Raw genomic sequence first — 25,698 nt, forward strand, 5'->3', positions numbered from 1 at the left:
TCCTCCCCATAAAGGCTTGTTTTGTCGGACGCCGGCGTCACTCCGCCGCCGGCGCCATGGCGTCATTGTGGAAGTCTTCGCGATAAGGCTTTGCCGTCGGCGGCAACTCGCGCTTCAGGAAGTAATCCTCGTTCCGGAGCTGGCGCAGGAAGGCCGGGATCATCTCGCGATAACCGTCGAGGATCGACCGGTTCGGTACCGGCAGATCGTCCTTGATCATCGCATGCAGCTTCGGCAGCGCGTGATAGGGCACCATCGGGAACATGTGATGCTCCACGTGATAGTTCATGTTCCAGTAGATGAAGCGGCTGATCGGGTTCATGTAGACCGTGCGGCTGTTTAGCCGGTGGTCGGTGACGTTGTCGGCAAGGCCGCCATGCTGCAACAGGCCGGTCATGACATGGTGCCAGGCACCATAAAGGCGCGGCATGCCGATCAGCATCAGAGGCAGGATCGAATTCAGGCCGACCGCGAGCGCGACGGTCGCCACATAGATCGCAAGCCAGATGCGCGCGACGCGGATCGCCTTCGGCTGCTCCGTCTCGGGAATGATGACCTTCTCTTCGGCGCTGATGACACCAAACGCGTTGCGGACCATGTCGATCACCGCATGCCAGGCATCCAACAGGCCGAACAAATTGAGGATCAGCCGCAGGAGATCCGGCGGACGCATCACCGCGATTTCCGGATCCCGGCCGACAATGACCGTATCGGTGTGGTGCCGGGTATGGCTCCAGCGCCAGGTCACCGGATTGCGTATGATCATGAAACAGGCGATCTGGTAGACAAGGTTGTTCATCCACATCGTCTTGAACGCCGTGCCATGACCGCATTCATGCCAGCGGCTGTCCGAGGCCGACCCGTAGAACACGCCATAGGCGAGGAAGAAAAGGATCGCCCAGAGGCTTCCCCAGAAATAGATGCCAAGCCCTGCAAATACGACCATGCAGCCGAGCCAGATCGCCGTATCCCGGAGGGCCGGCCCATCCTCCCGCTTCATCAATTCCTTCATCTGCTTGCGCGGAATCTCGGTATGGTACCACTGCGCCGCCGCGAGCCCATTGGCCACCGCCACCTGCGCATCGCGCCCAAGCAGGCTGTAGTCACGCTTTGCCGCTGTCCTCGCCATCGATCTCCTCCGTCGGTTTCGATGCGGTCGCCATCGAAGGCGCCGCACGGCATCTGAGCTTGAGGATTATCGTTGTTCTGACAGATCACAATCCACGCATGATATATTCTATCAAAGTCTATCATTCTTGATTTATTCCATGATAGAAACATCTCACCTGATGGAGGAACAGATGGGATCAAGACCGACGATCGCGGACCTGGCCAAGGCTGCGGGAGTGAGTGTCGCAACCGTAGACCGCGTGTTGAACGGACGGCACAAGGTGCGCGAGGACACGGCGCGGCGCGTCTATGACGCGGCAAACGAGATTGGCTTCCATGCCGTCGGATTGCTCCGGCAGCGAGTGTTCGAGGGCCTGCCGCAATACCGGTTGGGCTTCATCCTGCAGAAGCCCAACCACCATTTCTACCAGAGTTTCAAGCGGGAGCTGGAGATCGCCGTCCAGAATCATCCCGGCATTCGCGGCGTTGCGCAGATCGAATTCTGCACCAACCAAACACCGAGCGAACTGGCCGACAAGCTGAGAGAGGTAGGCGCCAGGAATCAGGCGGTCGCGATGACATCCCCGGACTATCCGGCCGTGACGGTGACAGCGGAGGAACTGAAGGCAAGGGGCATCCCGGTATTCTCACTCCTGTCTGATTTCGCCTCCGGCATCCGCGAGGGCTATGTCGGGCTCAATAACCGCAAGGCCGGTCGAACGGCAGCCTGGATGATCGCGAAGGCCGCGAAAAAACCGGGGAAGGTGGCGGTTTTCGTCGGTAGTCACCGCTTTCACGGTCACGAATTACGCGAGATCGGCTTTCGGTCCTACTTCCGCGAACACGCTCCCGACTTCGAGGTTCTGGACACGCTGGTGAACCTCGAAACGGTTGAAATTACCCACGAAGCAACGCTGGATCTGCTGCACCGCCATCCGGATCTCGTGGGTTTCTATGTTGCCGGCGGCGGAATGGAAGGCGCCATCTCCGCCATCCGGGAAGAAAAGCTCGGCGGCAAGCATGTTATCGTCGTCAACGAACTGACGCCAATTTCCCGCGCAGCGCTGGCCGATGAGATCGTGACCCTGGCGATTGCGACACCGCTTGCCAATCTGTGCCGCGAACTGGTCCAGTTGATGGTCGAGGCTGTGGATACCGGTCCCGCGACGGCGCCCGGCCAGACTTTCCTCCCGCTCGAAATTTACGTGCCGGAAAACATCTGAACCGTGATGATGAAAAACCATCATAACGATCTGCAAATTCTTTCATAAATGAAATAGAATATTGCTATTTCTTCTTTGACCAACGCCACGAAACCTGATGACTTCGTTCAGCGGGACGGAGGAGGAAAGCCGGCCGCGACAAACTTCGGGAGAACTCATGGCCGCGCTTACCTTCGCGCTCAACCACATGGTTGCGCCACACATGCCGCTCGGCGCTTTTTTCGAGCTGGGCATATCGCTCCGTGTTCGGCAATTCGAAATCCGCAACGATCTTGCGGGTAATGCCATACTCGACGGGACTTCACCTGAGACGGTCCGCGACCTGGCAAAGGCGCACGGAACCGAGATCATTTCGATCAATGCCCTGCAACGCTTCAACGAATGGACGCCGGAACGGGAAGCGGAAGCCAAGGAACTGGCCGCTTATGCCGCTGCCTGCGGCGCCAAAGCTCTGGTTCTCGTGCCCGTCAACGATGGAAGCGGCAGGCTGGAGGGAGAGCGTCAGGGGAATTTGCGCGTTGCGCTCAAGGCACTGAAACCTGTCCTGCAGGCCAATAACCTCATCGGCCTCGTGGAGCCGCTCGGTTTCCAGATCTGCTCGCTTCGCTCCAAGAAAGAAGCCGCGGAAGCGATTGCCGCGATCGATGGCAGCGAGAGCTTCAAGCTGGTTCATGACACTTTCCACCACGTGCTCGCTGGCGAGCCGGATATATTTCCGGATTTAACGGGGCTGGTCCACATTTCAGGGGTCGATGATCAGGAAGTCAGCATCGACGCCATGCGCGATCCGCATCGGGTGATGGTGACGGCACGGGACCGGCTGGACAATGTCGGCCAAATCCGTGCGCTTATCGACGCTGGTTATCCCGGCCCGTTCTCGTTCGAACCGTTCGCGTCATCCGTTCACGCATCGAGCGATCCGCAAGCGATGATCCGCAACAGCATGGAGCTGATCCGGGACAGACTTTGACGTCTTCACCGATCCGGCGATGGTGACCGGACCGGTTCTTGAGATTGCCTTCGGGGAGGAGGCGACCGGCTTTTTGAGGTGTTCGCCGGGCACCGTTTCAGAGGAGGAAGAGATGAAGACATTTTTGGCGAGTGCCGTGCTCGGCGTTCTGATGGCATCGAGCGCCTATGCAGGCAATATTGGCGTGTCCATGGCCAATTCCGACACGTTCCTGACCGTTCTGCGCAAGGGTATCGAGAAGTCCGCGGCCGATGCAAAACAGCCGGTCCAGATCGAAATCGCGGATGATGACGTTCAGAAGCAGCTTTCCCAGATCCAGAACTTCATCGCCTCGAAGGTCGATGCGATCATCGTCAATGCCGTCGACACCACGGCAACGGCGCCGATGACGAAGCTGGCGAACGATGCCGGCATCCCGATCGTCTACGTCAACCGGATGCCGGCAGACGTGGACAAGCTTGGCCCAAAGGGGGCATTCGTCGCCTCCGACGAAGTTCAGTCCGGCACGCTGCAGACCAAGGAAGTATGTCGCATCCTGGGCGGCAAGGGCGATATCCTTGTCATGGTCGGCGATCTTGCCAACCAAGCTGCCGTCCAGCGCACCAAGGACATCCACGACGTGATCGCGACGCCGGACTGCAAGGGCATCAAGATCCTCGACCAGCAGACCGCCGTGTGGGATCCGGTCAAGGCTCAGGACCTGATGACCAACTGGATCGCGGCCGGTCACAAGCCGGTAGCTGTCATCGCCAACAACGATAACATGGCAATTGGTGCGATCAACGCCATGAAATCTGCCGGCTGGAATATGAAGGATGTGGTCGTTGCCGGCATCGATGCCACCCAGGAAGCACTCGCCTACATGAAGGCGGGCAATCTGGATGTATCCGTCTTCCAGGATGCCTTCGGTCAGGGCTCGGGTGCGGTCGCCGCTGCCATAAAGCTCGCCAAGGGTGAGAAAGTGGACGCCAAGGTCTGGATCCCGTTCCAGCTCGTGACGCCTGAAAACATGGCCAAGTTCACAACGAAGAATTGACCGGAGACGGGCCGATCCGCTGCCTTGCAAGGCAGCGGATCACTCTCGTGGAGGAGGACGACCATGTCGGCTGAACGCATCATCAGTCCGCAGACCATGGAAGCTGTTCGCAGGAGCGGCGCTGTCCCGGGCAGCAAATATCTTCTGGAAGTGGAGGACGTGCGCAAGGAGTTTCCAGGTGTCGTTGCTCTGGACAATGTGCAGCTGAAGCTGAAACGCGGGACGGTACATGCCCTCATGGGCGAGAACGGCGCCGGCAAGTCCACGCTGATGAAGATCCTCGCCGGCATCTACACGCCCGACAGCGGCTCATTCAAACTGCGTGGCGTCGACATCCGCCTCAAGAACCCGCTCGACGCGCTCCAGAACGGAATCGCGATGATCCATCAGGAACTGAATCTGATGGCGCCCATGACCGTGTCGGAAAACATCTGGATCGGTCGCGAGCCGCTCAGGCGTTTTGGTATCGTGGACCATGCCGAAATGAACCGTCGAACGGACGCGCTGTTTGAGCGCCTCGGGATCGAGATCGATCCAGAAATCAAGGTCGGCAAGCTCAGCGTGGCCAACCGCCAGATGGTCGAGATCGCCAAGGCCGTATCCTTCGATTCCGATGTCCTCATCATGGACGAACCGACATCGGCCCTCACCGAGAGGGAGGTGAACCACCTCTTCCGGATCATCCGCTCCCTTCGCGAGGAAGGAAAGGGCATCATCTACATCACGCACAAGATGAACGAACTCTTCGAGATCGCTGACGAGTTCTCCGTCTTTCGCGACGGCAAGTACGTTGCAACCTGCAATTCCTCGGAGGTGACCCGCGAAGACATCATCCGCATGATGGTCGGGCGCGAGATCACTCAGATGTTCCCAAAAGAACCGGCGCAGATCGGCGACGTCGTGCTGTCGGTAAAAGGGCTGACGCTGAACGGCGTCTTCCGCGACGTGTCCTTCGATCTCCGGGCCGGCGAGATCCTCGGATTTGCCGGCCTCGTCGGCTCGGGCCGGTCCAACGTCGCGGAGACAATCTTCGGCGTGACGCCTGCCAATTCCGGGACGATCGAGCTCTTCGGCAGGCAATTGACCGTCTCCTCGCCGTCTGTCGCCATGGCGCATGGCGTGGCGTTTCTGACGGAGGATCGAAAGGAGACCGGCTGTTTCCTGCTGCTCGACATCCAGGAAAACGCGCAGATGGCGGTGCTGCAACAGCGCTATGTGCAGCTCGGTTTCGTACAGCAGGACAAGCTGCGGAAGGCGGCCGCCGACATGGCCAACCGCCTCAGGGTCCGCACGCCCGACATGCGGGAGCCGATCATCAACCTGTCGGGTGGCAACCAGCAGAAGGTGCTGATCTGTCGCTGGCTGATGACCGATCCGAAGATCCTGATCCTCGACGAACCCACCCGCGGCATAGATGTCGGCGCCAAGGCCGAAATCCACCGGCTGATCTCGCAGCTCGCGGGCCAAGGTGTGGCGATCATCATGATCTCGTCGGAGATGCCGGAGGTGCTCGGCATGAGCGATCGCATCGTCGTGCTGCATGAGGGGCGGGTCACAGGCATCCTGGACAGGGCCGAAGCCGATCAAGTCAAGATAATGGAGCTGGCGTCGCGCTGACGACACAGCCGGGAGGATATCATGTCTGATGCCATCAACGAACTGGGGGAGACCTCCAAGACAGGCTTGAAGAAGGTTCGGCGACTTCCGCCGGAATTCTCGATCCTCGCCGTCTTGATCGGGATCGCCCTTATCTTCGAAGTGATCGGCTGGTACGTCGTGGGCGAAAGCTTTCTGGCGAACAAGCAGCGCCTGTCCATCATCGTCCTGCAGGTCGCTGTCACGGGGATCATCGCCGTCGGCGTAACGCAGGTCATCATCACCGGTGGTGTCGATCTCTCGTCCGGCTCCATGGTCGGGTTTATCGCCATGGTGGCTGCGAGCTTCGCCCAGACCTCGCTGAATGCCCGCGCCGTCTTCCTGCAACCCGAATACGCGGCTTTCGGCCTGGACTGGTTCATCGATTCAAGCCCGTTCTGGCCGCTTCTGGTCGGCGTGCTGCTCGGCGCATTCCTGGGTTTTCTGAACGGCCTTCTCATCGCCAAGACGGGCATTCCACCCTTCATTGCCACTCTTGGCATGATGGTTTCAGTCCGCGGCCTGGCCAAATGGTATACCGAAGGCCAGCCCGTCGCTTTGCTCAATGAAAACTTCGCCTGGCTCGGCCAGAGCTTCAATCTCTGGGGCTTTCCCGTCCCGCGAACGGTCATCGTCTTCTTCGTCGTGGCGATCATCTTCCACATCGCATTGTCCTATACCCGCTACGGCAAGTTCACCTATGCCATCGGGGCCAACAGCCAGGCTGCACGCGTCTCGGGGATCGATATCGGCAAGCACCTGATCAAGGTCTATGCGGTCGCCGGCCTTCTCTCCGGCCTCGCCGGCGTTATGCTCGCTGCCCGCGCCCAGTCCGGCCAGCCGAACATGGGCGTCTCCTTCGAACTCGACGCCATCGCGGCCGCCGTCATCGGCGGCGCTTCGCTCTCCGGCGGGGTGGGCCGGATCACCGGGACGGTAATCGGTACGATTATTCTCGGTGTGGTGACCTCTGGCTTCACCTTCCTCAAGGTCGGCGCCTATTACCAGGAGATCGTCAAGGGCGCGATCATCGTCGCGGCAGTCGTCATTGACGTGCACCGCCAACGCAAGAAATCCCGCGCCTGAAAAACCTCCCCAGGCGCCGGGGCGGTGCTGGTTCCGAGCAACCTGCACCACCTCCCCCTATGCACCCGTCTTACAATTGAGATGACGCCGTCACAGGCCATTCACGAGATGACCATGAAGACCTATGTTTTGACCATTTCCTGTCAGTCGACCCGCGGCATCGTCGCTGCAGTCTCCGGCTATCTCGCCGATCAGGGCTGCAACATCGTGGATTCATCCCAGTTCGACGACCTCGGCACCTGTCGGTTCTTCATGCGCGTCTCCTTCATCTCCGAGGAAGAGGCCAATGAAGCGACGCTCGCACAGGGCTTCCCCGCTATCGCCGAGCGTTTCGGCATGAACTGGAGCCTGCATGATGCCGCCAAGCGGGAGAAGGTCCTGCTGATGGTATCGCGCTTCGGCCATTGCCTGAACGACCTGCTCTACCGCTGGAAGATCGGCGCACTGCCGATCGAGATCGTCGGCGTCGTCTCCAACCACTTCGACTACCAGAAGGTCGTGGTCAATCACGACATCCCCTTCCATCATATTCCGGTGACCGAGGCCAACAAGCCTGAGGCCGAAGCGCGCATCATGGACCTCGTCAGACAGACCGGCACCGAACTCATCGTGCTGGCCCGCTACATGCAGATCCTGTCCGATCAGATGTGCCAGAAGATGTCCGGCCGGATCATCAACATCCACCATTCCTTCCTGCCGTCGTTCAAGGGAGCCAATCCCTACAAGCAGGCTTTCGAACGCGGCGTGAAGCTGATCGGCGCGACGGCCCATTACGTCACCGCCGATCTCGACGAAGGCCCGATCATCGAGCAGGACACGGTGCGCGTCACCCATGCGCAGTCTCCGGAAGACTATGTCTCTCTCGGCCGCGACGTCGAAAGCCAGGTGCTGGCGCGCGCCATCCACGCCCATATCCATCACCGCACCTTCATCAACGGACATCGCACCGTCGTTTTCCCGGCAAGCCCGGGTTCCTATGCCTCCGAGCGCATGGGGTAAACATGACATTGTCATCGAGACAAAGACCACCGCTGCTGCCGTGATCGAAGCGGAAACCTCGGCAGTCACAAGGCCTATGGCTTCCGGCGAACCCGCGTCGATCGACGGAGGATGGTTCTGCAAAGTTTGAGTTGACCGTTTTCGATGGCGAGACGACAGTTGCAACCTGCAGCAAGGCAGGAGGAAAAACGATGGACGAGACAGATCGCTGGCGCCATATGGCAAGCGCACCGAAGGATGGTAGTCGGATCTTGGTCACCATCCGGCCGTCTGAACAGGGGCCGGCAGAAGTTGATCTCGCGTATTGGTCGAATGGCGATCAGTTCGGTGGAGAAGGCTGGCGCGCCTCTGATTCCTCCCCCGGCCACATCATCGAATATGCCGAGCCGGAATTGAAGTGTTGGATGCCGATGCCCTCGGCCAGCCTCAATCGCCTTTCGCTGCCCTCACCCTGGGAAGGCCGCGACACACAGCAGTTCGACGGGTCAGGGATTTAGGAAATCCCGCCGAATGACAACCTCTTGTCGAAGGTGACATACGATGCGGACTTAGTCCCGTCGGCTGGCGACTTCTTGATTTGCTCCGGCGATGAGACGGCCGACTTTCCGCAAGACGGCTTGCTTGTTGGCTTGCGATCCCGGGTTATACAGGTGCTTTCGATAAATCTGGATGCAGCGCATCCGATGGGGGTTCCGTGCACCGGCAGGGCGCGACTATGGTCCGGGTGGCCAGCACTCTCGCGTGGGAGCCTTCCCAACAGTCAACGCCCCACAATTTGCCCGGCCAGCCTGAAAGGACTTGCGGCAGCCGCGCCCGCCGCATCGAAAACCAGCACCCCAACGTCTCCGCTGCTTCGCGCACGCGCTTCCGCCTTGACAAGCTCGCCACCAAACCGGGCAAGCGCAGCATAGCGATCGTGACCAAGACCGTCGGATGAACTGAGGGACGATATGTCGATGACGCTGACATGGGCGGCCTTTATTTCACTGCGAACCAGGGGATCATCGATATCAATGCGGCCGACGCGTGGACGTTCGCCGCCAAGGATGCTGGACACCGCCAGAGCTCGGTCGTTTTTTGACACGAGCAACGCAATCGGGTTCCGCAGCATGCCGATGTCACGCAACTGGGACCTGAACACGTCGACGTCTATGTCCGGCGCAGCGAGAATGATCTGCAGCTTGCCGACGACGTCGTCACGCCCTTGAAGCTTCAGCTGCCTTGCCGCCTCCATGGACAAGAAACCGCCCATGCTATGCCCGAACAGCACGACGCGCTTGATCTTCGGAGTTTCGGCCAGCGCCTTCAAGACGCTTTCGAGTTCGCTTCTGGAATAAAGAGCTGCGTCTCGGTCAGTGACATACCCGGTCACGCTTGCCGCGGAAGGCCAGGAAAACAGGATCGGTGGGCTGAGCGTTTTGGCGTCCGCTGCCATCTGCGCAGCCCTGAACAGCGCCTCCTGATAGTTGGTGTTGTAGCCGTGGACGAAGACCGCCACGGTCCCGTCGAAGTTTGCCGAACGGGTCGCGTCGTCGATCCAGGATTTGCGTGTCAGTTGATCGCGACTGGTCACGACGAACTGGCGGCGCGGATCCGGCCTTCCCGACGGATAGATGATGGTGCTTCCCTTACGATCGCTGGGAATTGAAAAGGCGTACCGTTCGTAGGTCAGGTCGCTGGCCCATTGGCTTCCAAAACCGCCGTCTTCCTTGACCTTGTTGCGGTTGGTGACAGAAAGCAGGGTGACCTTCTCGCTTTCGACCTGCTGGATCGCCGCGGGCTGAAGCACCTCGGCTGATGGGCGGGAGGCGCATCCGGTCAGGCTGACCATGACGGCAAGAACGACAAGGCTGTAGCGTGCCCTGCAAGCATAGATCGAGAGGAAGAAGTGCATCGACGTGCCCTGAATCTGGAGAAAGAAGGGCGCTCGCAAGCGCCCTTTCGTGGATCAAGCCTGTGCAGCTTCCGGGGAGATATTCGGCTCTTCGCGCGGTATCCGGAACCAGGCCACATAAAGGGCCGGCAGGAAGAGAAGCGTCAGCACCGTACCGACTACGATCCCGCCCATCATGGCATAGGCCATTGGTCCCCAGAAGACTTCCCGGGAGATGGGGATGAGGGCGAGCGTCGCGGCCGCCGCGGTCAGCAAGATCGGGCGCATGCGGTGTTCCGTCGCCTCGACCACCGCACGCCACGGCGGCATTCCCTCGCTGCGCAGATGTTCGATCTGGACCACGAGGATGACCGAATTGCGGATCAGGATGCCGATCAGTGCGAGCACCCCGAGGATCGCGACGAAGCCCATCGGAGCGTTGCTGAGAAGAAGTGCCGCCACGACGCCGATAAGAGCAAGGGGAGCGACCGCGAAAACCAGGAACAGGCGGCTGAAGCTCTGGAGCTGGATCATCAGGATCGTCGCCATGGCGAACAGCATGAGCGGGGCGACTGCGGCGATCGGCCCCTGCGCATCGGCGCTCGATTCCACCGAGCCCCCGACCTCAACCTTGTATCCCGCAGGAAGGGTTTTCGTGAACTTTTCGACCTCGGGCTTGAGCTGTTCCACGATTGTAGCGGGCTGCGTCGACCCGGTGACCGCGGCCTTCACTGTGACCGTAGGGATCCGGTCCCTTCGCGCGATCATGGGCTGTTCGAGCTCGTAGCGGAACTTGGCAACTGCGGAAAGCGGGACGGACTTGCCATTCGATCCGGGAAGCTGAAGGTCTCGCAGCGTTTCGATCGAACCTCGCTCGGCGTCCTGCGCCCTGCCGATCACGTTGATCAGGTAGATGCTGTCGCGGATCTGCGTTGCCGAAGACCCTTCGACAATGCTGTTGAGCACGTTCGCGATATCCTCCGAGGAGACGCCAAGCTGGCGAGCCTTGTCCTGGAGCACATCCACCTTCACGACGCGCGAAGGCTCATTCCAGTCATAGGTCATGTTGGCGATAAGAGGATGCCGGTTGACGATAGCTCCAAAGCGATGCGACAGCTCGCGCACCGTCTGGATGTCCGGGCCGCTGACGCGGTACTGGACTGGCTTGCCCACCGGCGGACCGATATCCAGGAGTTTGACGAAAGCGTCGGTACCGGGAAAGGTCTTTGCGACATAGGCCTGCAAGTCTGCGCGCAGCCTATCCCGGGCTTCGAGGTCCTTGGCGACGATGACGATCTGCCCGAACCAGGCAGCTGGGGTCTGCACGTCGTAGGACAGGATGAAACGCGGCGCCCCTTCCCCGACATGTGTGGCCCAATGGTCGACATCGGGGTTGCCGACGAGTTTCTCCTGTTCGAACTGCGTCATCTGGCGGTTCGTTTCCGCTATCGTGCTGTTTTGCGGCATGCTCCAGTCGACGATCAGTTCAACGCGGTCGGACGCCGGGAAGAACTGCTGCTGCACGAGACCAAGACCGCCAAGCGAGAGACCGAAAGCAGCAATGGTGGCGGTGATCGTGACCCAGCGCCAACGCATGGCAGCGGCCAGGAGCCAGGCAAATCCCCGCGCGGCGCGTCCCTTGCGCTCGTGGTGGGACTTCATCGTCTTCGGCAGGATCGCCACGCCCAGCAATGGCGTGAAGAGGACGGCCACAACCCAGGAAACCACGAGCGAAACTGCAATCACCACGAACAGGGTAAAGGTGAATTCGCCCGCCGCGCTGTTGTTGAGGCCGATCGGGATAAAACCGGCGACGGTGACAAGCGTGCCCGTCAGCATCGGAAAGGCGGTCGACGTATAGACATAGGTGGCGGCCTTGCGCAGATCGTCGCCTGACTCGAGGCGCGCCACCATCATCTCGACGGCGATCATGGCATCGTCGACGAGGAGCCCCAACGCGATGATCAAGGCGCCAAGCGAAATGCGCTGCAGCGAGATGCCGCTATATTCCATGACGACGAACGTGATCGCCAGGACAAGCGGGATCGAGATCGCGACCACCAGCCCGGCGCGCAGTCCGAGGCTGATGAAGCTGATCGCCAAGACGATAGCGATTGCCTCAAACAACGCTTTCGTAAAACCGGACACGGCTTCTTCCACGACAGCCGGCTGGTCGGAAACCCGCTCCACGTTCACGCCGATCGGAAGATCGGCCACGACGCGCTTCATTTCCTCGTCCAGCGCATGGCCGAAGTTTGTCAGATTGGCACCCGTCGTCATCCCGATTGCCAGGCCTATCGCGGGTTGTCCGTTGAAGCGGAAGAGCGAGGACGGCGGGTCGACATACCCTCGCTTGATCGTCGCGACGTCGGTGAGCGGGAAAAAGCGATCATTCACCCTGAGATTGATGGCCCGCAAACTCTCTTCGGTCGTAAACTGGCCACCGACGCGCAACGCGATCCGCTCGGGTCCCGCATCCACGAAGCCGGACTGCGCTACCGCATTCTGGGCTTGAAGCGTTTCGATAACGGCCTGGCGGTCGATGCCGAGCGCCGCGATCTTGCGGGTCGAAAATTCAAGATAGACGGCTTCGTCCTGTGCCCCGATAACGTCGATCTTGCCGGCATTCGGAACCGTCAGCAGCTTCGCTCTCGCGTCCTCCACCAGGTCGCGGAGTTGGCGCTGCGTCAGGCCGTCGGATTTGAAGGCGTAGATGTTGCCATAGACGTCGCCGAAAGTGTCATTGAAGAATGGGCCGACGACGCCACTGGGAAATTCGCCCTTGATGTCGTTGATCATGTTGCGGACGCGAAGCCAGTTTCCCGTCACGTCCCTTGCTTTGGTGGTCGCAAGCAATTCGACGTAGACCGTAGTCTGCCCGGCGACCGTTTCGCTTCGCGTGTAGTCCAGCGCGTCAAGTTCCTCCAGCTTCTTCTCGATCCTGTCCGTCACCTGACGGGTCATTTCTTCAGCGGACGCACCCGGCCACTGCGCATTGATGATCATCGTCTTGATGGTAAACGCGGGATCTTCTTCACGGCCGAGGTTGAAGTAGGAAAACGTGCCGGCAAGGATGAAGACGATCATGAAATACCAGACGAGCGAACGATGCTCGAGCGCCCAGTCCGAGAGGTTGAAGGATTTCACTTGATGGTCTCCTGATCGATACGAACGGTCTGGCCGTTTACGAGGGTGTTGACGCCAGCGGTGACGATCCTGTCACCGGGTTTGATCCCGTCGCTTACCGTGACGGGGCCACTTGCGATGGTTTGTTCAGCAAGCGTGACCGGGGCAGAGGTGACCTTCCCTGTCGCGCTGTCGACGATCCAGACGAATGCCTTCGATCCCTCTGTCCGGATCGCGGAGGAGGGCAGCCGGATCGAGGTCTTCGCCTCACCCATGGAACTGGCCGTTATGACCGAGCCGAGCCTGAGTGCCTCAGGCGGGTCGATCAGCGTCAACCGCGTGCGTCGCGTACGCGTCGCGTCGTCCGCTTCGGGCGCGATCTCGCGGACCACGCCCCTGGCGTGAATGCGGGGATCAAGTTGCAAGGCGACGTCGAAGGATGCGCCTGGCTTCAAATGGGCGCCGGCAGCTTCGGGCACGTCGACCACTGCGTCGCGCTCCTCCGGTCGCGCCACGGTCGCAACACTTTGCCCCGGCGAAACGACAAGGCCCACCTCGGCGGCGGTCGCGGTGACCACACCGTCGAATTCGGCGAGCAGACGCGAATAGCTCAGCTGTTCGCTCGCCTTGTCCAGATTTGCCTGGGCCTTGGCGACCGCAGCTTCGGCGGTTTTGCGCTCCAGTTCGGCAGTTTCAAAGGTGGCCCTGGCCCCGCTCTGTCTCTCGAGCAGAGTTCTCTGCCGGTCTTCTGTGATGCGGGCGTTGGCAAGTTGCGCCTGGCTGTTGGCAAGGTCGGACCGCGCGCTTTTGACAGCCAGCTCGAGAGCCACCGGATCGATGGCTGCCAGGACGTCGCCCTTTTTGACGAGGTCGCCCACTTGGACGTTGCGGGCGATGACCCGGCCAAGAATGCGGAAGCTGAACTCGGTCTCGATACGGGCTTGGACAGTGCCAGGCAGAGTGAACGCCGCCTGCGGGACCGGTTCGGCTAACTGAGATAGGACCGGGCGGGGAGGCAGCGATGCTGCGTCCTCTTCCTTCTGGCAAGCCGACAGCATCGCGGCCGCTGCCAGAAGCGCCGTCAGGCGGGGATCGATTTTCATCTTGCAGCTCCTTCATAAGACACAAGGTCGCCCTCGCTCAGAAACTTCGTGCCGTTGGAAACGACAATGTCGCCGGCAGACAGGCCGGATTCGACGGAGAAGCGGCCGCTGGCATAGGCCGCGACCCCCACGGGATGGAGGGAGACGGCGGTCGTCTTCGGATCAACGAGCCAGACGGCCGTCCGCCCCGCACGGGAGGCCATTGCCGACCAGGGCAACTCGATGACGGTCTCAGGCTTGTAGCGCGCGGTTGCAACCACGGCGCTCCCCAGGGGAGCGTCCGGCGCATCTTCGAGAGCGAGCTTCACCCGGATCGTCCCCGTCGTGGTGTCGATGGTGGGCGAGACCTCGCGGACCTTGGCCCGAAACCTGTCGCTGCCCGACAGGAGCCTGACCTCGGCAACGTCCTCAAGCGCGCGTCCGAGAAGAGCGGACTCGTTGGCATTGATCACCGCGTCTCGGGGGCCGTCATGGGCGAGTGTGAAAATAAGCTGGGCGGCCTGCGCCACCTGACCGACTTCGGCATTCCTGGCGGTAATGATTCCGTTGGCATCCGCCTTGAGGTCCGTCTGGCCAAGCGTATCGCGGGCCGTATCCAGCTGGGCCTGCGCTGACTGAACCGTGGCCTGCGTGGTTAAAAGGGCTTCGCGTGCGTTATCGAGGGCGGCCAGCGTGGTGACGCCTGTGGTGAACAGGCTCTGCTGTCTGTCGAATGCCTGCCGGGCCTGCGTCTGCTGCGCCTCCGCAGATTGGAGATTGGCAAGCGCCACCTGGAGGTCAGCCGTCTGCTCCTGAGTATCGAGACGTGCGAGAACCTGGCCAGCCTTGACGTGATCGCCGACATCGACCAGCCGCGCGATAATGCGACCGCTGACGCGGAATGAAAGGTCGGATTGGACCCTGGCGCTGATCTCGCCCGTCGTCGAAATGGTTTCCGACACCGGTACCGCTTGAACAGTCACCGTCTCCACGTGTCGCCCGTTCTTCTGTCGAGCTTCTTCCTGAGGAGCGCAAGCCGTAAGGCATGCGATGGAAACCCCCAATAAAATGCCTGTTGTTAACTGTCCCATAAGCCGCCTCTCAAGTCGCTTTTGAAGCCGATTATAATTGACTAACCAGAAAGTCAATGAAATAATGCTGACATGTTGAAGCCGCAGGACCTGTTGGTGAGGAATGTGAACATGAAAAAGCTGACGCGCGCTGAACAGAAGGCTCTCCGGCCTGCGCAGATTCTCGACGCTGCGTTTGAGGAGTTCATCGAACACGGCTACACGGCGGCGCGGGTGGAAGATATCGCCGCCCGCATAGGAGTGACGAAAGGGACGGTCTACGTCTACTTCCCCACGAAGGAGGTTCTATTTTCCGCCATGGCACGGCATATCGCGGTACCGTTCGAGGACGTTCTAGCCGACGCCAGGGAACTCACTGGAAGTTGCGCGGAGCGGCTGAGATCCTTGATCCTGCTTTTTTACGAGCGCGTTATGGAAGACCGCAGAACCCGGGAGCTGCTTCGCTTCGCTATCTCTGAGGGTGTGCGGTTCCCCCAGCTCGTTGATGACCACTACGCGGAACTCGTCGTGCCGATCCTCGTCACGGGGCAGGCGCTGATCGACGAAGGTGTCCGTCAGGGCGAGTTTCGGGACGGGCCTGCAACGGTTGCACGCGTCATACTTGCGCCCGCGTTGGCCTTGATTGTCGAAGCACTGATCCACGACGGTCGTCTCGATCTTGAAACGCCGAGATATATCGAGGCGCATCTTGATCTGGTCTTGCACGGTCTCGCAGCCGCTCGCAGTTGATCAGGTGAAACGGGTGCTTGGATGATCTGAAAATCGGCCGCTCTACCGGAAAACGTTTCTTCTCGAAGTCACGGAAACAGCGGATGCGCCACGTAGCCGCCGGTGAAAACTATGTGACGGTCGAAGACTTCCCGTTTTGGCTCACGCTCCCGCCTGGAGCGACCCTTCGCCGATGAAGCCGAGGTATGCGCGATGCAACTTTTCCACTCCTTTGGCGAGTTGATCGGCAGACATGGACGCATAACCAAAGATATATCCGGCTCGCTCATCCGTCGGCGATGAGAACAGGCGAGCGATGGGATAGATCCCAATGTCGTGGCTTCGGGCGATATCCGCGAAACGCGCCTCTTGTCGGCAGGAAATGGTGTTGAACCACACGACGACGTGAAGTCCCGCAGTCGTGCCGACGATCTCGATGTCGTCCACAAAAGCGCTCGTCATCGACACCAGGAATACGGCGCGCCGCTCTGCGTTAAACCTCCGCATCCTGCGGACATGTCGCTCGTAAGCGCCGGTCTCGATCAGCCCGGCGAGAGCCTCCTGCTCGAACGTGGATGTGTGCCGATCGGCAATCCGCTTGCATTCGATGAAGGCCTCAACAAGTGGATGCGGAAGTATGACGAATCCGAGCCTGAGCGTCGGCGACAGGGTCTTTGAGACCGTTCCGACATAGATGACGCGGCCTTGCCCAGAGAGATAAAGGGGCGGAATGGGGCTGACATCGTACCGATACTCGCTGTCGTAGTCGTCCTCGATGACATAGGCGTTCGCCGACATGGACCACTCCATCAAGGCTTGGCGATGCGCAGCAGGTAAGACTCCCCCAGAGGAAACTGGTGGCTCGGCGTCACATACGCCACGGCGATGTCGCCAACCCCGGGAAGCTTCGCGGTGTCTATGCCATGGGCACCACAAGGTACGGCAACGATGTTTGCTCCGACGGCATGCATCACGTTCTTGGCCATGGCATAGCACGGGTCTTCGACCACGATATGGTCGCCGGGATTGACAAGGACCCGAGCACAGAGGTCCAGCGCCTGCTGCGACCCGTTTACAACGATGATCTGGCCGAGATCGCAGTTGATGCCCCTTGACCGCCAGACATAGCCCTGTAACGCCTCCCGCAGGGATCGGCTTCCTGCTGGATCATCGTATCCCAACCTGTCGCGATGCCTGAGGAAGGCCGTATTCAGCGCTTTTCGCCAGGGGGCCTTGGGAAAGTCCTCTGCCGCAATATCGCCGTAGCGGAAATCGAATTTGAGCGGCAGCCTCCCGGCGGTGCTGTTCGGCGGCAGCGCCATCGCACGAGTGGCATAGGCGGAAAGCCGGCGAGCGGGGATCGCCGAACAGTCGGGCGGCGCAACCTGGCTCAGCCGCCCTGCTGAAGCAACACACGCTTTCCGTCCCTGCTGTACCCGGACATACCCCTCCGAAACAAGCTGGTCGAATGCGGCGGTCACCGTCGTCCTCGAAACACCCAGTTCTTCCGCAAGCGAACGACTTGAAGGCAGAGCGTCACCGACACCATAGACACCAGCCTCGATCTGGTTGAGCAGGGAATGATAGATCCGGCGCGTCGCTCCAGTCCTGCGAGACCCTTGTCTGTACTGGACCAATGAAAATCTCCAAAACTGGCAGTTTAGTTTGTGCCAATGAACTGCAATAGGTCGCTCGCAGTCAAGACAATCGTCACCGGTCCGCTGTGTCTGGATCGCTTCTGCTTTGAACTGATGGAGTCGCCTGGATGTTTGAGACACCCGTCGTCGACGGTCGAATTCGCGGTATTGCACCGGGTTTCAGAGCAGTGAGCGTCCACGTCGATGCCACTTCGGCCGGAGAAGGAATTCTGGATCGTCCATTGCTGGCGGAAGCCTGTACTTGCTTGTTGGCCGGCGGCCCGGCTTGGGCGGAAACGCATCTCGCAAGTTGGTCCGACGCCTACGTCCGCTTTGGCGCCAAGCCGAACCGCACCCCCTGCTCAGCCCAGGCCCTTAGAAAGCGGGTTCTCAAGGACGGCGCCATTCCGCCGATCAACCCTATCGTCGATCTCTACAACGCCATCAGCTTGAAATACGCGATCCCGGTCGGCGGAGAGAACTATGACGCCTATGCCGGGCGACCCTTTTTGACGATCGCAGACGGGACGGAAACGTTCGACACCGTCATGAACGGGGAGGAAATCAACGATCCTCCTCTGTTGGGCGAGGTCATCTGGCGAGACGACGTCGGCGTCACTTGCAGACGCTGGAATTGGCGACAAGGATCTCGAACCCGCCTGGCGGCCGCCAAAGGCCGGATGTGGTTCGTATTGGAGGCCCTGGAAACTATGCCGGACGTAGCGCTGGCCGAGGCAACCGACGCCCTGGTCGAGGGCCTGAAGGCGCTGATGCCGGGCTGCATGATCGTCAGTCAAACGATCCACGCCGCGGAATAACTTTCGGTAGAGTGATTGCATCTTTCGATGCTGTATAAGGTTTAAAGGCGTCAAGGAATGAATTCCAACCTGCATCAGTTGCTCATAGTCTATGGGGCATATGTCATCGCCGCTGGTAGCCCCGGCCCGAGCAACATGCGCATCATGGGCGTGGCGATGGCTCGCGGCAGAGGTGCCGCGCTCATGCTTGCCTCCGGCGTTGTCAGCGGCTCGATCTTCTGGGGTCTGATGGCCTCGACGGGCATCTCCGCCTTGTTGGCCAGGTACGCCCAGGCCCTGATCGCTCTCCAGATTTTCGGGGGCTTGTATCTGCTGTTCCTCGCCTTCAAGGCGGGACGTTCGGCGCTGATGTCGAACGAGAAGCTGGCGGCGCGCGTGTCGGCGGATGATGTCGCTCTTTCCCGGGCTGCGCTCTACCGGCGGGGCCTCTTGATGCATTTGGCGAACCCGAAATCGGTGCTGGCATGGATCGCGCTGGTCACGTTGGGTATCGGCCCCGGTTCTTCGTGGGAAAGCGTCGCCGCTATATTGGGCGGCTGCGCCGTCCTGAGCGTCGCGATCTTCTGTGGCTACGCCATTGTCTTCTCCACAGCGCCGATGGTGGCTCTGTACCGCCGCTGCCGCCGTTGGATCGAAAGCCTGCTGTCGCTGTTCTTTGCGTTCGCCGGGTTGCGCATGCTGCTCTCCCGTATTTAGTTTGGAAGGTTGGATCATGACTTTGTTCAATGGCCTGTCTGCGTTCCCTCTGACCCCAACGGATGCTGAAGGGCGCGTTGACGCCGAGGTGCTGGCCCGTTTCCTCGAGCGTATTCATCACGCGGGAGCAGATTCCATCGGGCTGCTCGGCAGCACCGGTGGCTATGCGTATCTCACGAGGGAAGAGCGCAGGCGTGCCGTCGCGGTTGCCGTTGAATGTATTGGCGGCAAGACTCCTCTTGTGGTGGGTGTAGGAGCATTGCGCACCGACGAAGCTCAGGCTTTGGCGCGCGATGCCAAAGCCGCCGGCGCCGACGGCCTGCTCCTGGCGCCCATGTCATACGTTCCCCTGAACGAGGACGAAGTCTTTCAGCACTTCGTCGCTGTGGCCGAGGCGGGGGAATTGCCTTTATGCATCTACAACAATCCCAGCACCACACGCTTCACGTTCAGCGATGCGCTGATCGCCCGGTTGTCGACGGTGTCCAACGTGGTCGCCGTGAAAATGCCTCTGGCGGCAGGTGACGATTGCGCGGGGGAACTCGCACGCCTGCGACAGATCACCCCTGACAGGTTCACGATCGGATATAGCGGCGATTGGGGGGCGGCCGATGCCTTGCTTGCCGGATGCGACACCTGGTACAGCGTTGCGGCAGGCCTGCTGCCAGGCCCCGCGCTTGCCCTGACGCGTGCTGCGCGGGCCGGCGACACTGTCGAGACCGCGCGGTTGAACAAGGCTTTCGAACCGCTCTGGACGCTGTTCAAGCGCTACGGCAGCTTCCGCGTTATGTTCGCCATTGCGGACCTCCTGGGCCTGGCGCACGTCCAGCCGCCGCGCCCGGTTTTGCCGTTGCCGAAAGACGCCGGAGATGAGGTCAGGCTGGCATTGGATATCCTCGAGGTCGCGGCCCCGTAGAGGTTTTGATGTGCCGGACGCGGTTCGGGGATATCTTATTCCATATCTGCCTTTGCCCAGCCCCGGTTCGGAGCCAAGTCAATTCGACGGACCAAGCCGGGTGTTAACTCCGGCTTTTGCGCGATCGCGGGGCTGGTGCGTTGTGGCTTCTGGCCCGCAAAGATCCCCCTGAGGGGATTTTGTTATGTATGGGTGTGATTGGGTTCGGTTGCAGGGGCTCACAACAAACGATTCCTGCGTTTGGTCGAGCAGCACATTTCAAAGCTCGCGGCGTAACTGTCCATCATCGTATCGCCTTGAAGGGAATCGCACTGCCGACCGACCCACCATTCGAATAGGAATTCGACCCAAAGAATTTAGGCGCTTAGGATTTCAAGGCACTGAGCGTAGGAAGTCCGCCGTTTCGGGACGTTGCGGGCTGTCGAATATCTGCTCGGGCGTTCCAAGCTCATGAATGAGCCCTTCGCGGAAAAACGCCACCCGATCGGAGACCTCGCGGGCAAATCGCATTTCGTGCGTCACCACGATCATGGTCATGCCTTCCTGCGACAGCATGCGCAGCGTATCCAACACTTCACCAACCAGTTGAGGATCGAGAGCGGATGTGACCTCATCAAACAGCATGTAGTCCGGCGACATGGCGAGTGCGCGGGCGATCGCCATTCTCTGCTGTTGCCCACCGGACAGGCGCGACGGAAAAGCTTTCAGCTTTTCACCAAGTCCCACATGCTTGAGCTGTTCGACCGCAATCGCCTCGGCTTCCTGCTTGGACTTGCCCAGCACTTTTCTTGGCGCCAGCATAACATTTTCCAGCACCGTGAGATGCGGAAAGGCATTCCACTGCTGGAACACAATGCCGATCCGTTGGCGCAGCTTGTTAAGGTTCGTCGCCTTCGCATGGACATCGACGTTGTCAACGCTAATGCAGCCATCCTGAATCGGCTCAAGCCCATTGATGCACATCAGCATCGTCGATTTCCCCGAACCGGAGCCACCGATCATCGAGAGGACTTCGCCTTTGTTGACGGTAAGGCTGACACCCTTGAGGACATGAAGCGTGCTGAAATGTTTATGGACGTTTTCGATTTCAATCATTGGATCTGCCACCTTTTTTCAAGTCGGGCGCCGAGCCTCGCGATGGGGAAGCTCATCAGGAAATAAATGAGACCTGTGATGGTCAGGATCAGAAGCGGCTCCTGAACGCGGGTCGTGACGATCTGGGAACTGCGAAGGAGCTCGATGATGCCGATCCACAGAACCAGCGACGTGTCCTTCATCACGCCGAGCGCCAGACCGATCCAGCTGGGAAACACGATCCTGGTCGCCATCGGCAAGGTGATCGAGATCACCTCTTGGCCCCAGCTCAGTCCGAGCGACCGCGCAGCTCTGCGCGTCGTCGTCGGCACGGCAAAAACCCCGCTTCGAACGATTTCGGTGCAGAAGGCGGCCGCATAGATGCCCAGGCACAGGCATGCCACAGCATAGCTCGGCCAGTGCAGCCGAAACATGCTGTTGAACGAGTTGAACAGCACCAGCTGGATCAGAAGTGGAACCGAGCGAAAGATGTCGAGAACTCCACCAATCGGGCCGCTGATCCACCACGGCGCGCCGGCGCGGATGAGGCCGAACAGCACCCCCAGTACCGTGCCGATGGCGACAGAGGCGGCAGTGATGGCGATCGTCACCAAAGCACCTTGCAAGAGGTAGACGATATCGCTCCACGACAATGAGGCGTCAAAAAACATCGGGCACTCCTCAGTAGCGGAACAGACGCCAGGCGAGCAGACGCGCACCGACGGTGAATGTCTTGGAGATCAGGTAGTAGAGAACGGCCGCGACCAGAAAGAACTCGAAGGTCCGGTAAGTCAGGACGTTTTGCTGCTGCGTCACGCCTGTCAGGTCGCTGGTCAGACCGACAATCGTGCCGAGGGACGTCATCAATATCGACCACACCATCTGGTTCGTCATGGCATGGAAGACGGCGCGCAACATTTGCGGCAATACGATATGCCACATCGTCTGCCCCGCCCCCATGCCAAGCGACCGAGCGGCACGGATCTGTGTTTCGGGCACGGCCGAAAAGCCGCCGCGGAAAGTTTCGGCGAGGTAGCCGGCATTGTTGAACGTGATCCCCACGAGCAGAGCGGTGTAGGAATCGACACGAATTCCCAACGAGCCCAGGCCGAAATAGATCATGTAGATCTGGAACAGTGCGGGCGTGTTCCGCGCGGTCTCGATCCATACGTCAGCAAGACCGGAAAACGTCCTGTTCCCGGATCTTTTCGCTAGCGCCAGGACAACCGCCAGCGCGGTCCCGATCACCATTGCGAAAATCGCAATCTCAAGGGTAACCAGTGCTCCCCAGAGCATTTCTGGAAGCGCCCGAAAAACCGGGCGCCACTGGAAGGTGTAAGACATTGATTGTCCCTTTATGCAATGGGATTGGGGTTTAGCCGCGCTCGGTCACGTTCTGCTCGGACCCTGGATGCGGGGAGCCGCCTCCAGGATCCGGGCAGGGGCGCAATCAAACCGCCCTCGCGCGCTCTGCTTCATGAGCCACGTGGAAGACGAGTGCCCATCGACTAAAGTTAGCGGTAGGTCTTCGCGACGGTCAGGTCCGGGGCAGGACCGCCTTCTGTGCCGACCCACTTCGCGTAGAGCTCTGCGTAGCGACCGGAGCGGACCTGTCGGTTCAGGAACAGATTGACGTAATTGAGAAGTCCCTGTTCCTGACGCTGCACGAGGATGGCGCAGTAGTCGGCATCAACTGGCGCATCGCCGACGATCTTCAGGCCCGGGTATTTGCCGGACTGAATAAGATGCGTTGCGATGGTCGACGTCGTGTAGGTCGCATCGATCTTCTTCTGGCCGAGCGCCAGGAAAGCGTCGGACTGGGACTGGAAGGTCAAGAGCTTGGTCGCCGGGTCATTGAACGATTTGACAGTGTCGCCGAGAGCAAGTGTCTCGTAGGCACCTGCCGGTCCGCCAACCGTATGTCCCTTGATGTCGGCCGCGCTCTTGATGCCGGAATCTTCGCGCGCCAGGATGACGGTCGTGAACACGAAATACGGGATGGAAAACCCGATGGTCTTGGCGCGCTCAAGAGTGTCGGAAGCCACCGCGATGCCGATATCGGCGCGGCCGGACAGCACTGCAGGAATACGATCTGGATCAGGGGTATCTACGATTTCAGCTTCGACGCCGAGAGCCTTGGCAAGATCGTTGCAGTAATCTACGTCAAAGCCGATCGGCTTGTTGTCCTTGTCCCGCGCGCCGTTTGGGGGGAAGTCCAACTCCACGGCGCAACGGAGCTTACCTGCCGAAATGATATCGTCGAGCTGGTCGGCGTGGGCGAACGAGGCCGCCGACGCTACAAGAGCGGTTGCCAGGACTATGGATGTAATGCGCAGGCATCGTAAACTTAATGGGCGTGGGGCAATCGTAGGCCGCTTGCACCATGGCGGTTCAGGCGCGAGCGATTTTTGCCCACAGGTTCATCGCCTCTGAACGTAGTTCGCGATGATCACTGGAGGAGATGTCATGTCTGGGGATTTGGAACAGGTTGGCAATTGGATCATGGATGGAGACGAAGCGCTGCAAATGGCGCTGTGACTTGAAGCGTTTCATGATCCGTTCCCGTCGCCGGACTGGCTGGTGGGAATTTTCCGCCCGATTATTCAAGCTTTTATGCGAACGGTGTTCGACACTTGGCATAATCTCACGCTTTGCAGCGTCGTAGGATCGAAGCTTGTCGGTGATCATCACTCGCGGCGCGCGGCCTTGGCCCTTCAACAGTTTGCGCATCAGACGCTTGGCCGCTTTGGCATCGCGACGGCTTTGCACCAGAACCTCCAGGACGAAACCGTCCTGATCGACGGCGCGCCAGAGCCAGTGCTTCTTACCCCGGATCGAAACGACGGCCTCGTCGAGGTGCCATTTGTCACCCACCCGACCGGCTGAGCGGCGGCGGATCTCGCTGGCAAAGGCCCGCCCGAATTTCTCTGCCCACAGCCGGACCGTCTGGTGCGAGACAATAATCCCTCGCGCCGCCAGCATGTCCTCGACCATCCGCAAGCTGAGAGGAAAACGGAAATAGAGCCAGACAGCATGGGCGATGATCTCGGGGGCAAAGCGATGGCGGCGGTAGAGTGGGTCACGATCTGTCATGGCCCGTCATCTCACATCGACGTCCACGTTTCGTTAAGTTGACGATGCCCCTGTGGGACCGGTTGACTTACCAACTCGAAGGACTATTTTTTTAGCAATCGCAAACATATCCGCGCGAAGATGACGATGGATGATGTGGCGATTGGGCGACCTTGAGGAGGATGGGGTTTGCCATGACCTATCGTGTTGTTCTGTTGATCGGCGCGTCCATCGTCGCCGTTTCGTCGTTTGATGCCCGGGCTCAGGAAGGCGATGCGACGGCGGGCGCCACCGTTTTCAAGAAATGCGCGACCTGTCATGTCGTCGATTCCGATACAAACAAGGTCGGTCCGTCGCTGAACAAGCTGTTCGGGCGCAAGGCCGGAACGCATCCCAATTTCGCCTATTCGACCGGGATGAAGGCGGCCGGAGACGACGGTCTTGTCTGGGACGAGGCGGCGCTGCGCGACTATCTGCACAATCCAAAAGCGAAGGTGAAGGGCACCAAGATGGCCTTCGTCGGCGTGAAGGACGAGCAGGAGATCACCAATCTCATCGCCTATCTCAAGCAATATTCCCAGTAACCGGCCGAGAGGCCACCGGCTGGACATGCCTAAATTGCAGTAATTGCCCATCTTTTCCATTCGTGCGATAATAACCCGGTATTTTTTTGCGGAATGCGGTTTCACGGTCGACCTGCTCAGGGAGGGGCGGAAATGGCTGTTGTGCTGATTCTCGTCTTGATTGTTGTCGGCTCCGTGCTGTTCCATGTGCTGAGCCCGTGGTGGTGGACGCCGATCGCCTCCAACTGGACCTATATCGACAGCACGCTCGTCATCACTTTCTGGATCACCGGCATCGTCTTCGTGGCGGTGGTTTCGTTCATGGCCTATTGCGTCTTCCGCTTCCGGCACAAGCCAGGCAACCGGGCGGCCTACGAGCCTGAAAACCGCAGGCTGGAATTGCTGCTGGGAGGAGGAACGGCAGTCGGCGTCGCGGCGATGCTGGCGCCCGGCCTCGTGGTGTGGAACCAGTTCATCACGGTGCCTGACGATGCCGTACCGGTCGAGGTCGTCAGCCAGCAGTGGCTGTGGAGCTTCCGCCTGCCGGGCGTGGATGGAAAGCTCGGCCGCGCGGAGACGCGCGACGTCAGCCCCGAAAATCCGCTCGGGCTGAACAAGAATGATGCAAGCGGCCTCGATGACGTGATCATCGAGGGCGGCGAGCTGCATCTGCCGGTCGGCAAGCCGGTGCGCATATTGCTGCGCTCCATCGACGTCCTCCACGATTTCTATGTGCCGGAATTCCGCGCCAAGATGGACATGATCCCCGGCATGATCACCTATTTCTGGTTCACGCCGACACGGACGGGAAGCTTCGAGATTCTCTGTGCCGAGCTCTGCGGCATCGGCCATGCGCAAATGCGCGGGACCGTCGTCGTCGAGGAAGCGGCGGACTATCAGACCTGGCTCGGACAGCAGCAGACATTCACCCAGCTTATGGCATCGGGAGAGCCGCGACCGGCAAACTGAACCGGTGAAACGGT

The 25,698-nt window shown here is 60.0% G+C and carries 23 protein-coding genes and 1 pseudogene; 13 read left to right on the top strand and 11 right to left on the bottom strand.

The window, feature by feature from the left end; genetic code table 11:
• Positions 1–37: 37 nt before the first annotated feature.
• Positions 38–1,129: a fatty acid desaturase family protein gene (locus LZK81_RS18800; RefSeq protein WP_233954233.1), complete on the bottom strand. Its 1,092-nt coding sequence runs from the start codon at positions 1,127–1,129 to the stop codon at positions 38–40.
• 172 nt (positions 1,130–1,301) lie between these two features.
• On the opposite strand from LZK81_RS18800, the gene LZK81_RS18805 reads away from it, so the two are divergent.
• The 7 genes from LZK81_RS18805 (at position 1,302) to LZK81_RS18835 (ending at position 8,556) form a co-directional block, all read left to right on the top strand.
• Positions 1,302–2,333: a LacI family DNA-binding transcriptional regulator gene (locus tag LZK81_RS18805; protein WP_046604187.1), complete on the top strand. Its 1,032-nt coding sequence runs from the start codon at positions 1,302–1,304 to the stop codon at positions 2,331–2,333.
• Positions 2,334–2,490: 157 nt separating this feature from the next.
• On the top strand, positions 2,491–3,303 hold the full coding sequence (locus tag LZK81_RS18810) for a TIM barrel protein (RefSeq protein WP_233954234.1): 813 nt from the start codon (positions 2,491–2,493) through the stop codon (positions 3,301–3,303).
• A gap of 112 nt (positions 3,304–3,415) precedes the next feature.
• Entirely contained in the window at positions 3,416–4,339 is a 924-nt protein-coding gene (locus tag LZK81_RS18815; RefSeq protein ID WP_233954235.1) for a sugar ABC transporter substrate-binding protein, read from the top strand.
• A 63-nt stretch (positions 4,340–4,402) separates the two neighbouring features.
• Positions 4,403–5,956 (top strand): sugar ABC transporter ATP-binding protein, encoded by a 1,554-nt coding sequence (locus LZK81_RS18820; protein WP_233954236.1) that lies wholly within the window; start codon positions 4,403–4,405, stop codon positions 5,954–5,956.
• Between the two features lie 21 nt (positions 5,957–5,977).
• Entirely contained in the window at positions 5,978–7,060 is a 1,083-nt protein-coding gene (locus LZK81_RS18825; protein WP_080954461.1) for an ABC transporter permease, read from the top strand.
• 114 nt (positions 7,061–7,174) lie between these two features.
• Positions 7,175–8,059: a formyltetrahydrofolate deformylase gene (gene purU / locus LZK81_RS18830; RefSeq protein ID WP_046628827.1), complete on the top strand. Its 885-nt coding sequence runs from the start codon at positions 7,175–7,177 to the stop codon at positions 8,057–8,059.
• A 191-nt stretch (positions 8,060–8,250) separates the two neighbouring features.
• A complete protein-coding gene (locus tag LZK81_RS18835; protein WP_046604592.1) occupies positions 8,251–8,556 on the top strand; it encodes a hypothetical protein in 306 nt (101 codons plus the stop codon).
• A gap of 263 nt (positions 8,557–8,819) precedes the next feature.
• On the opposite strand, the gene LZK81_RS18840 is transcribed toward LZK81_RS18835, so the two are convergent.
• Genes LZK81_RS18840 through LZK81_RS18855 form a run of 4 tightly spaced genes read right to left on the bottom strand, consistent with a single transcriptional unit; the run spans position 8,820 to position 15,231 of the window.
• A complete protein-coding gene (locus LZK81_RS18840; protein ID WP_418936453.1) occupies positions 8,820–9,953 on the bottom strand; it encodes an alpha/beta hydrolase in 1,134 nt (377 codons plus the stop codon).
• A 54-nt stretch (positions 9,954–10,007) separates the two neighbouring features.
• Positions 10,008–13,079 carry an efflux RND transporter permease subunit gene (locus LZK81_RS18845; RefSeq protein ID WP_233954238.1) on the bottom strand — a complete coding sequence of 1,024 codons (3,072 nt, stop codon included), beginning with the start codon at positions 13,077–13,079 and terminating at the stop codon, positions 10,008–10,010.
• Positions 13,076–14,161 (bottom strand): efflux RND transporter periplasmic adaptor subunit, encoded by a 1,086-nt coding sequence (locus LZK81_RS18850; RefSeq protein WP_233954239.1) that lies wholly within the window; start codon positions 14,159–14,161, stop codon positions 13,076–13,078. The genes LZK81_RS18845 and LZK81_RS18850 overlap by 4 nt, the downstream gene beginning before the upstream one ends.
• Positions 14,158–15,231, bottom strand: a complete 1,074-nt coding sequence (locus LZK81_RS18855) for an efflux RND transporter periplasmic adaptor subunit (protein WP_233954240.1) — start codon at positions 15,229–15,231, stop codon at positions 14,158–14,160. Before LZK81_RS18855 ends, LZK81_RS18850 begins: the two co-directional genes overlap by 4 nt.
• 111 nt (positions 15,232–15,342) lie before the next feature.
• Between LZK81_RS18855 and LZK81_RS18860 the strand changes: the two genes are divergently transcribed.
• Positions 15,343–15,960: a TetR/AcrR family transcriptional regulator gene (locus LZK81_RS18860; RefSeq protein WP_233954241.1), complete on the top strand. Its 618-nt coding sequence runs from the start codon at positions 15,343–15,345 to the stop codon at positions 15,958–15,960.
• Between the two features lie 141 nt (positions 15,961–16,101).
• Here the strand turns inward: LZK81_RS18860 and LZK81_RS18865 are convergent.
• Positions 16,102–17,576, bottom strand: a pseudogene (locus LZK81_RS18865) (PLP-dependent aminotransferase family protein).
• Between the two features lie 128 nt (positions 17,577–17,704).
• Here LZK81_RS18865 and LZK81_RS18870 point away from each other — a divergent pair.
• Genes LZK81_RS18870 through LZK81_RS18880 form a run of 3 tightly spaced genes read left to right on the top strand, consistent with a single transcriptional unit; the run spans position 17,705 to position 20,006 of the window.
• Positions 17,705–18,394, top strand: coding sequence for a B3/4 domain-containing protein (locus LZK81_RS18870; RefSeq protein ID WP_233954242.1), 690 nt, complete (start codon positions 17,705–17,707; stop codon positions 18,392–18,394).
• Positions 18,395–18,451: 57 nt separating this feature from the next.
• Complete coding sequence (locus LZK81_RS18875; protein WP_233954243.1) at positions 18,452–19,090, top strand: LysE family translocator; 639 nt, start codon at positions 18,452–18,454, stop codon at positions 19,088–19,090.
• Between the two features lie 16 nt (positions 19,091–19,106).
• Positions 19,107–20,006, top strand: coding sequence for a dihydrodipicolinate synthase family protein (locus LZK81_RS18880; protein ID WP_233954244.1), 900 nt, complete (start codon positions 19,107–19,109; stop codon positions 20,004–20,006).
• A 372-nt stretch (positions 20,007–20,378) separates the two neighbouring features.
• Here the strand turns inward: LZK81_RS18880 and LZK81_RS18885 are convergent, their stop codons facing one another.
• The 5 genes from LZK81_RS18885 to LZK81_RS18905 all read right to left on the bottom strand — a co-directional run bounded on the left by LZK81_RS18885 (position 20,379) and on the right by LZK81_RS18905 (position 24,173).
• The gene (locus tag LZK81_RS18885) at positions 20,379–21,101 is read right to left on the bottom strand and encodes an amino acid ABC transporter ATP-binding protein (protein WP_233954245.1); all 723 of its coding nucleotides are present in this window, start codon (positions 21,099–21,101) and stop codon (positions 20,379–20,381) included.
• A complete protein-coding gene (locus tag LZK81_RS18890) occupies positions 21,098–21,751 on the bottom strand; it encodes an amino acid ABC transporter permease (RefSeq protein WP_233954246.1) in 654 nt (217 codons plus the stop codon). Before LZK81_RS18890 ends, LZK81_RS18885 begins: the two co-directional genes overlap by 4 nt.
• Positions 21,752–21,761: 10 nt before the next feature.
• Positions 21,762–22,424, bottom strand: a complete 663-nt coding sequence (locus LZK81_RS18895) for an amino acid ABC transporter permease (protein ID WP_233954247.1) — start codon at positions 22,422–22,424, stop codon at positions 21,762–21,764.
• A gap of 170 nt (positions 22,425–22,594) precedes the next feature.
• Positions 22,595–23,410, bottom strand: coding sequence for a transporter substrate-binding domain-containing protein (locus tag LZK81_RS18900; RefSeq protein ID WP_233956619.1), 816 nt, complete (start codon positions 23,408–23,410; stop codon positions 22,595–22,597).
• Between the two features lie 61 nt (positions 23,411–23,471).
• Positions 23,472–24,173, bottom strand: coding sequence for an IS6 family transposase (locus tag LZK81_RS18905; protein WP_233954248.1), 702 nt, complete (start codon positions 24,171–24,173; stop codon positions 23,472–23,474).
• A 173-nt stretch (positions 24,174–24,346) separates the two neighbouring features.
• On the opposite strand from LZK81_RS18905, the gene LZK81_RS18910 reads away from it, so the two are divergent.
• Both LZK81_RS18910 and LZK81_RS18915 read left to right on the top strand, forming a co-directional pair.
• Complete coding sequence (locus LZK81_RS18910; protein ID WP_233954249.1) at positions 24,347–24,736, top strand: c-type cytochrome; 390 nt, start codon at positions 24,347–24,349, stop codon at positions 24,734–24,736.
• Positions 24,737–24,868: 132 nt separating this feature from the next.
• Complete coding sequence (locus LZK81_RS18915; protein ID WP_037082541.1) at positions 24,869–25,684, top strand: cytochrome c oxidase subunit II; 816 nt, start codon at positions 24,869–24,871, stop codon at positions 25,682–25,684.
• Positions 25,685–25,698 lie beyond the last annotated feature (14 nt).

Source organism: Neorhizobium galegae (genome assembly GCF_021391675.1).
GTDB lineage: Bacteria > Pseudomonadota > Alphaproteobacteria > Rhizobiales > Rhizobiaceae > Neorhizobium > Neorhizobium galegae_B.